Consider the following 8,697-nt stretch of genomic DNA (forward strand, 5'->3'; position numbering starts at 1 on the left):
CAGGCGCGCGGGGCCTCCGTGCGTCAGGCGGTCTCGCGGTGGTGCCGCGCCCGCCGGCCCGGCTGTTCGCGCCGCGACACCATCAGCGCCGAGCCCGATTCGGCCGGCCCGAGGGCACGTGCGTCAGGCGGTCTCGCGGTGGTGCCGCGCTCGCCGGCCCGGCTGTTCGCGCCGCGAAACGATCGTCGGGTAGACCTTTTCCAGCACGGTCTCCCGCGTGATCTGCACCCGCTCCGCGTTGGGGTCGCTGGGAATCTCATACATCACGGAGAGCAGGACCTCCTCCATGATGGCCCGCAGCCCGCGCGCCCCGGTGTTGCGCAGCATCGCCTGGTCGGCGATGGCCTCCAGCGCCTCCGTGTCGAACTCGAGCACGACATTGTCGAGCTCGAACAGCCGCTGGTATTGCTTCACCAACGCATTGCGCGGCTCGGTCAGGATGCGCACGAGCGCCTCGCGGTCGAGGCTGCGCACCGTCGTGATCACCGGCAGGCGCCCGATGAACTCCGGGATGATGCCGAACTTGAGCATGTCTTCGGGCATCACCTTGGCGAGCACGTCATCGGTGCTGCGCTCGGAAACCGCCCGCAGATGGGACCCGAAGCCCAGCCCCGACCGCGCCGTGCGCTGCTCGATGATCTGCTCCAGCCCGGCGAACGCACCCCCGCAGATGAACAGGATGTTGGTCGTGTCGATCTCGACGAAATCCTGATGGGGGTGCTTGCGCCCGCCCTGCGGCGGCACATTGGCCCGCGTGCCCTCAAGGATCTTGAGTAGCGCCTGCTGCACGCCCTCGCCCGACACATCACGCGTGATCGATGGGCTGTCGGACTTGCGCGCGATCTTGTCGATCTCGTCGATGTAGACGATGCCGGTCTCGGCGCGCTTGATATCCCAGTCGGCCGCCTGAATCAGCTTGAGCAGGATGTTTTCCACGTCTTCGCCGACATAGCCCGCCTCGGTGAGCGCGGTGGCGTCGGCGATCGCGAACGGCACGTTGAGCATGCGCGCCAGGGTCTGCGCCAGGTGGGTCTTGCCCGTGCCGGTCGGTCCGATCAGGAGGATGTTGCTCTTGGCGACCTCGACCGCCTCGCCGCTGCGGCTGTGGCTGGCCTCGGCCTGAAGCCGCTTGTAGTGGTTGTAGACCGCGACGGCGAGCGCCTTCTTCGCCCCGTCCTGACCCACCACATAGGAATCAAGGAACTGGCAGATCTCCATGGGTTTGGGCAACTCTTCCCACCGGACCTGCTCCTCGCCCGAGAGCTCCTCCTCGATGATCTCGTTACAGAGATCGATGCACTCGTCGCAGATATACACACCGGGCCCGGCGATCAGCTTCTTGACCTGGCGCTGCGACTTGCCACAGAAGGAGCATTTCAGCAGATCGCCGCCATCGATCCGTGCCACCCGCCACTCCCCTGCGCTCGAGCCAACACTTGCATCCTGACGTTACCCGGTGCCGACCGAAATCCGGCCCCCCGACACCCGAATGCGATTCTGACAGACGGGTATGACAAAACCGTGGCGCCGCCCCCGGTCGTCCATGGGGCGACGCCGCGGTCGTGGTTATCGTGCCCCGGCCGTGAGCGGGGTCTTCTTGCGATAGGACATCACCGTGTCGACCACACCGTACTGAACGGAGTCCTCGGCCGTCAGGATCAGATCACGGTCGATGTCCTTCTTGACCTTGTCGAGGTCCTGCCCCGAGTGCCGGGAGATCATTTCCTCAAGCTGGTGACGCATGCGCATGATCTCACGCGCCTGGATCTCGATGTCGGATCCCTGACCGTAGCCGCCCTCCGTGGCCGGCTGGTGCAGGATGATCCGCGAGTTGGGCAGCGCCAGCCGCTTGCCCTTGGTGCCCGCGGCCAGCAGCACCGCCGCCGCGCTCGCCGCCTGGCCCAGGCACACGGTCATGACGTCGGGCCGCACGAACTGCATCGTGTCGTAGATCGCCGTCATCGCCGTGAACGAGCCGCCGGGCGAGTTGATATACATCGTGATATCGCGGTCGGGGTCCTGCGCCTCCAGCACGAGCAGCTGCGCCATCACGTCGTTGGCGGAAGCGTCGTCGACCTGCACACCCAGGAAGATGACCCGCTCCTCGAACAGCTTCGTGTAGGGGTTGCTCTCTTTTATGCCGTACGAGGTGCGCTCCACGAACGACGGGAGGATGTAGCGGTTGGTGATATCCGCGAAACTCGGCGTCGGCTGACCGCTGATCTCAGAGAAGTTCGGGTTCATTGGCTTACGCTCCTTCAGTTGCCGACCGACACCTGCGAGGTGGCAGTGATGACGTGATCAATGAATCCGTACTCCCGCGCCTCGTCGGCCGTGAACCAGCGGTCCCGGTCGCTGTCGATCTCGATTTGCTGGACCGACTGACCGGTGTGCTGCGCGATCAGCTCCTGCATGAGCTTCTTGGTGTAAATCATCTGCTCCGCCTGGATGGCGATGTCGGCGGCCGTGCCGCCGATCCCACCAGACGCCTGGTGCATCATGATCCGCGCGTGGGGAAGCGCGTAACGCTTGCCCCGCGTGCCCGCGCACAGCAGCATCTGCCCCATCGAAGCGGCCATGCCGAGCGCGATCGTGGCGACATCGTTCTTGATGAACTGCATGGTGTCGTAGATCGCCATGCCGTCATAGACAGAGCCGCCCGGTGAATTGATGTAGAGGCTGATGTCTCGATCGGGATCCTCGGCCGAAAGCAGCAGCAACTGCGCGCAGATCCGGTTGGCGACCTGGGTGTTGACGTCGCTGCCCAGGAACACGATGCGCTCCTTGAGCAGGCGGTCGTAAACCCTGTCGTCGAGGCCACCGGAGAACGGATCTTGACCCCGAGCGTCGGGAACATGCAAAGCACTCATGTGGCAGCCCTTCTGAGAATGTCCTACGCCGACCCTAACCGCTGATCCACAGCGCAGCTTCCCTGCGTTGGGCGTGTTCGCTTTGAGCTCAAGGAGCGCGCCCCGCCTCAGTGGTCGTGGCCCTCGTGGTCGCCGTGATCGTGGTCATGGTCGTGCGCGTCGGCTCCCGGGCCGCGCAGCGCGTCCAGCGTGAGCACCTCGCCGTTGGTGTCGGTCATCACGACCCGCTCCATGACCAGCGCCAGCGCCTTGCCGCGGCGCACGTCGCCGAACACCGCCGGGGCCGCGCCCGCCTGGACCAGCTGGTCGTAGTACTGCTGCGGCGGCATGCCCGCGCGCTGCGCCCGGTGCACGATCTCGTGGCCGAACTCGTCGTCGCTGACCTGCACATTTTCCTGCTCGGCGAGCGTGTCGAGGACCAGCTGGATGCGCACGCCCTCGGCCGCGGCCTCCGAGAGGTCGGCCTCGATCTGCTCCTCGGTCTTCTCCTCGGCCTTGAGGTAGTCCTCGAAGCTCGCGCCCATGCGCTCAAGCTGCTCGACCATCGCCTGCTTGCGCGACTCCACCTCCTCGGCGACGACGCCCTCGGGCGCCGGCACCGCGGCCCGCTCCACGAGCGCCGCCAGGGCCTTGTCGCGCGCCGCGTACAGCTGCTCGACCTTCTTCACCCGGGTGATCCGCTCCTTGAGGTCGCCGCGCAGCTCCTCAAGGGTGTCGAACTCGCTGGCCAGCTGGGCGAAGTCGTCGTCGAGCGGCGGCAGCTCCTTCTCCTTGACCGTGCGGACGGTCACCTTGACCTCGGCGTCCTTGCCCGCGTGCTCCCCGCCGACCAACTGGGAGATGAAGGTGGCCGATTCGCCTGCGGAAAGACCGACAACCGCTTCGTCCAAACCCTTGAGGAGGGTACCGCTGCCGACCTGGTGCGACAGGTTGGTGGCCGAGCCGCCCTCGACCTCCTCGCCGTCCACGGTCGCGGCGAGGTCGATCTGCACGAAGTCGCCCTCGGCGACCGGGCGCTCGACGGCCTTCAGGGTCACGAACTTCTCGCGCAGCGCGTCGAGCTGCTCGTTGATCTCGGAATCGCCCACCTCCAGCGGGTCGACCTCGACCTTGATGCTGGACAGCTCGGGCAGCGTGAGCTCGGGGCGCACGTCGACCTCGGCGGTGAACTTGAGCGGCTGCCCGTCGGCGAACTCGAGGTTGTCCACGGCCGGGCGGCCCAGCAGCTTGACCGAGTGCTCCTGCACGGCGGCGAAGATCTGCTGCGGGATCACGTCTTCGATGGCCTCCTGCAGCACGACACCGCGCCCCACGCGGGCGTCGATGACCTGCGCGGGAACCTTGCCCGCGCGGAAGCCGGGGATGTTGACCTGGCTCGCGATCTCGCGGTACGCCTTCTTGAGGCTCGGCTCAAGCTCGGCGAACGGCACCTCGATGGCGAGCCGCACCCTGGTCGGGCTCAAAGTCTCGACGGTGCTCTTCACAGGCGTACTCCTTGACGATCATCACGAACGGTTGACTGGGCGCGCGAAAAGTGCCCGGTCGAGTGTAGGCGAAACCACGCGGGCACGGTCGCATCGGGCGGCGTTTGCCGGGCTGATGTCACAAACAACGTTCGGGAGTGGCGTACCGGCTAAAAGTACTTTAGGCGACAAAATGGGTGAAGTCGTCGCGTAGGAGGTGGAGGCTTTGCCGGTACCCGCCGCAAATATTCTTTTTATCGTTTTGGCACATATCGGCGGGCCGTTGATGGCCATTCCAACGCCCGACGAGCAGGCGGGTCACGCCCCGGCGCCCATCTCGATCGCCGACAACACCCGTGTGGTCCGGGGCGGTGACCGGGTCAGATACGAGATCACAGCCACCAATCCGACGCCGGACGAGGCGCCGGTGACGGTCTCGCTGACGCTGCCGCCCACGGTCGTGACCAGGATCGAAGCCCAGGACGCGGCCGTGATCGCCAACTCGGTGGCTTGGAAGCGGCGCATGGCGGGCGGCGAAAGCAAGACGTATGTGCTCTCGGGCACCATTGATCCGGCGGTGAGGGCGCGGGACCTGCGCGTGACCGCCTGCGTCCAGGTCGGCACGGCCTCCACCTGCAGGACAGATCGCAACCAGATCGACACGCCGGCACCGATCAGGCGGCTAGCCTGGATCGCGGCGATCATCTTCGGGCTGCTCGCGGTCGCGGGGGCGCTCTGGCTGCACAAACGCATCCAGCCCGAGCCGCTGGCCCCGGGCAACACCCCACCGAGCACGCCAAACGCCGAGCTACCCGGTGGAGCCCCATCCGCCTGACCGGACAAAGCCCCACCGGGGGTCGCCGTCGGCGGCGTCTCCCCGTCCCTGTAACCACAGTAAGTCGGGGAAAGATCGCCGCGCTGGGGAACGACGGTAATGTGCTCGCGGTGGCAAGGGTGTGCATGTGTAAACTGCTGCAGGCGTGCCCTTGCGGAAGCGAGGTCATGATCGGGGTGTGGCGCAGTTTGGTAGCGCGTCCGCTTTGGGAGCGGAAGGTCGTCGGTTCAAATCCGGCCACCCCGACGGGTCCTGATATCATCAGGAACCGCGCGGCCGTAGCTCAATGGTAGAGCCTCAGTCTTCCAAACTGATTACGCGAGTTCGATTCTCGTCGGCCGCTCCACGCAGGTGAGCCTGGCCGGGACGGACGTCCCAGCCAGGCTCATCTATTTGCCGCAGATACCCGGCACGGTCGCCAGTGGACCTGACCCCACCCGCCGGACGTGCGACTCGGGAGCGAGCAGTGGCCTGACCGGTGAGGAGGATCCACCGGTCAGTCCGTGTCTTGCGGGTTTAGCGGAAGCGCGCGGTCACGGTGTCGCGGGCGGTTTCGATGCGCCGCTCCACCAGCCGGACAAGGATCATCTTGGGGCCACTGCCGTAGGTGCCGGTCGTGAATGGGAACCGCCAGTCGGCCATCCCGGTGGCGGTCTGCCACGCGGCCGGGTCGGCGGCGCTGTTGCGGGAGGCGATCTGCCACTGCACGATGACATCCGGCTCCACGACAAATGCGCTGGTCGCCACGGCCGATGTGGTCGTGTCGAGCCGTGCTCGGGCGTAGATGACGTGCCGCCCCGTGCCCGGCTTGCCGACTTTGGCGCGCCAAGTGTTGCTCGCCGAGTCGAGAATGGCCTCCACCGGGTTGGCGAACGACGGGTCGTCGAGTGACACTTCAACCCGCCGCGTGGTCGGGTGGTCGCCGGCGCCGGTCGGGTCGGAGCCCAGCTCGGGGAAGGCGTAGGAACCGCCCGCGGTCACCGTCTCACTCTCGAACAGTGTCGAACCGTCCGCCGGCGAGCTGATGGACGCGCCGAAGTCCATTCCGGACGGTGGTAACGGCGCGGGCTCGATCTCGACCCGTGAGGCGTGTGCACCCTCGAATCCGAAGGCCCACGACCGCGCACCCAGCAACTGTAGCTGCAGGGTGAGCTGTTCCCCGGCGAAGACCGGCCGCGTAGTCGTGAACGAGAACGCGTACTTCGTCCAGCACGCCTCGCCCAGTGTGGTGCACGCCGCGCCGCCCGGTCCACTTGCGACGACCGGTTGCAGCAGACCTGCTCCCGTGCCGACTTCGCGGTCGGTCGCGACCAGCACGGCGGTCGGGCGGATGACCGACGGCGTTTCGCCCGCCATGTACAGCTCGACGTTCACCTTCGAGCCGGCGGGCAGTGGAGCGTCCACAGTGTCCGACGCGGCGAAGATGCCCACCGGCCGGTACGCCGCCACGACCGACGTCACCCGGGAGTCGAAGCACGGCTCCAAATCTCCCGCGCTGTCCGCACGGTCCAGATAGGTCTCGTTGTTGTTCGCGGCGCAGTCGCTCACGCCGGGAGCAGCCGCCACCCTGCGGTGCAGATAGTAGGTGAACTTGTTGGCGCCCAACGGTTGCACCATATGCTTCGCCGTGGCCACCTTGCTCAGCACGTCCATCGCACCGCCGACCGTGGCGACCTTGTCCAGTGTGAGGCCCAGACCGCCGGTGGCAGCCGAGTCCTGCACCCGATCGCCGTCGCGGTCGAAACCGCCCCAGAGCGTGTCGCGGACCGTGCGATCGTGGGCGAAGAACTCGTCCTCGAACGGCCGCTCGGGCATCTGCGCCCGGCCCAGCAGCACATCGATCGCCCGCTTGGCCGTCTCCGGCGTCGCGGCCCCATAACCCTCGAACAACACGTTGGTCTCGCCGGAATACGGCGCTGTCAACGGGTACGCGTATGGCGCGCCCGTGTTGCCGGCCCCCAGCGGCAGTGCGCTCTTGAGCACCGCCTGGCGCAACTCATCGCGTGTGAGCTTCCCGTCGGCGAGATACACGCTCTCGTCCCGCGCGATGCCCACAGCCACCGCCTGGCCCGCCTTCTGCCCGGCCGCGCCATCGCCGACATGAGCGCGCACCTGCGTGAGCACCGTGCCGAAAACGCCTGCCGTGTAAGGTGTCGCGGCTGAGGTCCCGCCGAAGGCGCACTGCCCGACGGTGCCCGTGCGGCACGCTGAAGGCAGGTTGCCATCGCCCCACGACGACAGATGCACGGGAATGCCATCTCCGACAATCGCCCGCTGGTTGTCGCGCCGGATCGCGCCCACCGTGACGTTCCAATCCGGACCGGTCTGGTCGGAATGCCAGGTCACCACGGGCACGTCGAACGCGTTGCCGACGCCGTTGCCCGCCGCGAAGAGCGTGGTCTGGCCGCGCTCGGCCGCCGCCTTCGTCACCGCGGAACCGTTGGAGATCGGGCCCACCGGCGCACCGCCCACATAGCCGAACGAGTTGGTGGAGATGTCCACCCACGGCAGCTTCGCCACCACGGTCTCGTCGAGCGCCTCAACCACGACCAGTAGGCAGGTTGGACAGTAACCGTAACGGTTGCCCGCCGACACGGAGGCCGATCCGGAGCCGTGGCCGTTGTCGTCGAGGATCGGGTGGGGGTCGTCGCCGGACGTGGCTCCGGTCGAGCCGCCCGCGTCAACCGCGCCGACGATTTTGGTGCCGGGAATCCAGTACATCTCGCCGGCCTGGATCGTCGTGTTGCCCTGCCAGATCTTCGTGTCCTGCGCGGGATAGTAACCCTGGCCGAGAGTCACATTCAAAGACTTTGCGTTCTGAGGGTACCCGGAAAGGTACTCACTGGGATGCCGGGTGAAGTTGCGCGTGAGTGCCAGCACATCCGGATCCGGGTAGGTCTGCGCCGAGAATTCGAGGTGATACGGGTTGATCCCCGTGTCCGCCACGCCGATCACCGTCACGGGCGTGGTGTGCGTGGCGATGACCGCCGGATCGGCGACGAGCACACTGGTCGTCTCGCGACGCTCCAAACCGGACGCGTCGGTCGCCTTCAGCGTGACCAGATGCCGGCCCTCCGCGAGGTTGGCGTCGACGGCCGCTCCACTGTGCTCGAAAGCGCCGTCACCGTCGAGGTCCCAGCCCACCGACACGGGCGCGGTGCCACCGCCGACGCTTCCCGTGAGGCGCTGGGCGGTGCCAAGTGCAAAAGCATAGGGCCCACCCGAACGCACCACTGGCCGCGGATCGGCCGCGCCGGTCTCACCGGTCACGACCACGCGGACGTCGCTCGGCGGTACCGTAGCGAATTTGACGGCAACCACCTTCCACGTCCCGGCGGCAGGATTCACCACAACGGCTTGCTCCGCCTCGCCGAGGCTGTTTCCGGACGAGCCGGCCTGGACGCCACTCGGGTCATAGACCTCGAGGTCATAATCATTGGCGGGATTGGTGAACGACAGGTCCACGGTGAACTTTCGCGTGCCCGAAGGCACCGCGACGTCGAACGCCAGCTCCTCCCCTGTCGCGACC

The 8,697-nt window shown here is 66.8% G+C and carries 6 protein-coding genes and 2 tRNA genes; 3 read left to right on the plus strand and 5 right to left on the minus strand.

Going from position 1 to position 8,697, the window contains the following annotated elements:
- Positions 1-123 precede the first annotated feature (123 nt).
- The 4 genes from clpX to tig all read right to left on the minus strand — a co-directional run bounded on the left by clpX (position 124) and on the right by tig (position 4,354).
- On the minus strand, positions 124-1,407 hold the full coding sequence (gene clpX / locus DM816_RS37580) for an ATP-dependent Clp protease ATP-binding subunit ClpX (RefSeq protein WP_117215270.1): 1,284 nt from the start codon (positions 1,405-1,407) through the stop codon (positions 124-126).
- Positions 1,408-1,566: 159 nt separating this feature from the next.
- Entirely contained in the window at positions 1,567-2,244 is a 678-nt protein-coding gene (locus DM816_RS37585) for an ATP-dependent Clp protease proteolytic subunit (protein WP_117215271.1), read from the minus strand.
- A 14-nt stretch (positions 2,245-2,258) separates the two neighbouring features.
- The gene (locus DM816_RS37590; RefSeq protein ID WP_117215272.1) at positions 2,259-2,870 is read right to left on the minus strand and encodes a ClpP family protease; all 612 of its coding nucleotides are present in this window, start codon (positions 2,868-2,870) and stop codon (positions 2,259-2,261) included.
- Between the two features lie 107 nt (positions 2,871-2,977).
- Complete coding sequence (gene tig, locus DM816_RS37595) at positions 2,978-4,354, minus strand: trigger factor (RefSeq protein WP_117215273.1); 1,377 nt, start codon at positions 4,352-4,354, stop codon at positions 2,978-2,980.
- Between the two features lie 265 nt (positions 4,355-4,619).
- Here tig and DM816_RS37600 point away from each other — a divergent pair, with 265 nt between their 5' ends.
- From DM816_RS37600 to DM816_RS37610, 3 genes are all read left to right on the plus strand, one after another.
- Complete coding sequence (locus tag DM816_RS37600) at positions 4,620-5,168, plus strand: DUF11 domain-containing protein (RefSeq protein ID WP_117215274.1); 549 nt, start codon at positions 4,620-4,622, stop codon at positions 5,166-5,168.
- A gap of 172 nt (positions 5,169-5,340) precedes the next feature.
- Positions 5,341-5,414: transfer RNA gene (locus DM816_RS37605), tRNA-Pro, on the plus strand.
- A gap of 26 nt (positions 5,415-5,440) precedes the next feature.
- Positions 5,441-5,514 (plus strand) — tRNA-Gly (locus DM816_RS37610).
- A 170-nt stretch (positions 5,515-5,684) separates the two neighbouring features.
- On the opposite strand, the gene DM816_RS37615 is transcribed toward DM816_RS37610, so the two are convergent.
- Positions 5,685-8,697: S8/S53 family peptidase (locus DM816_RS37615; RefSeq protein WP_117215275.1), on the minus strand; the 3,013-nt coding region annotated here is incomplete at its 5' end.

The sequence above is a fragment of the Allorhizocola rhizosphaerae genome (assembly GCF_003426775.1).
GTDB lineage: Bacteria > Actinomycetota > Actinomycetes > Mycobacteriales > Micromonosporaceae > Allorhizocola > Allorhizocola rhizosphaerae.

Excerpts from the sequence above, each read along its gene's own strand:
- DM816_RS37585 (WP_117215271.1), bottom strand. The coding sequence starts at position 2,244 with ATGAACCCGAACTTCTCTGAGATCAGCGGTCAGCCGACGCCGAGTTTC.
- DM816_RS37590 (WP_117215272.1), bottom strand. The coding sequence starts at position 2,870 with ATGAGTGCTTTGCATGTTCCCGACGCTCGGGGTCAAGATCCGTTCTCC.
- DM816_RS37600 (WP_117215274.1), top strand. The coding sequence starts at position 4,620 with ATGGCCATTCCAACGCCCGACGAGCAGGCGGGTCACGCCCCGGCGCCC.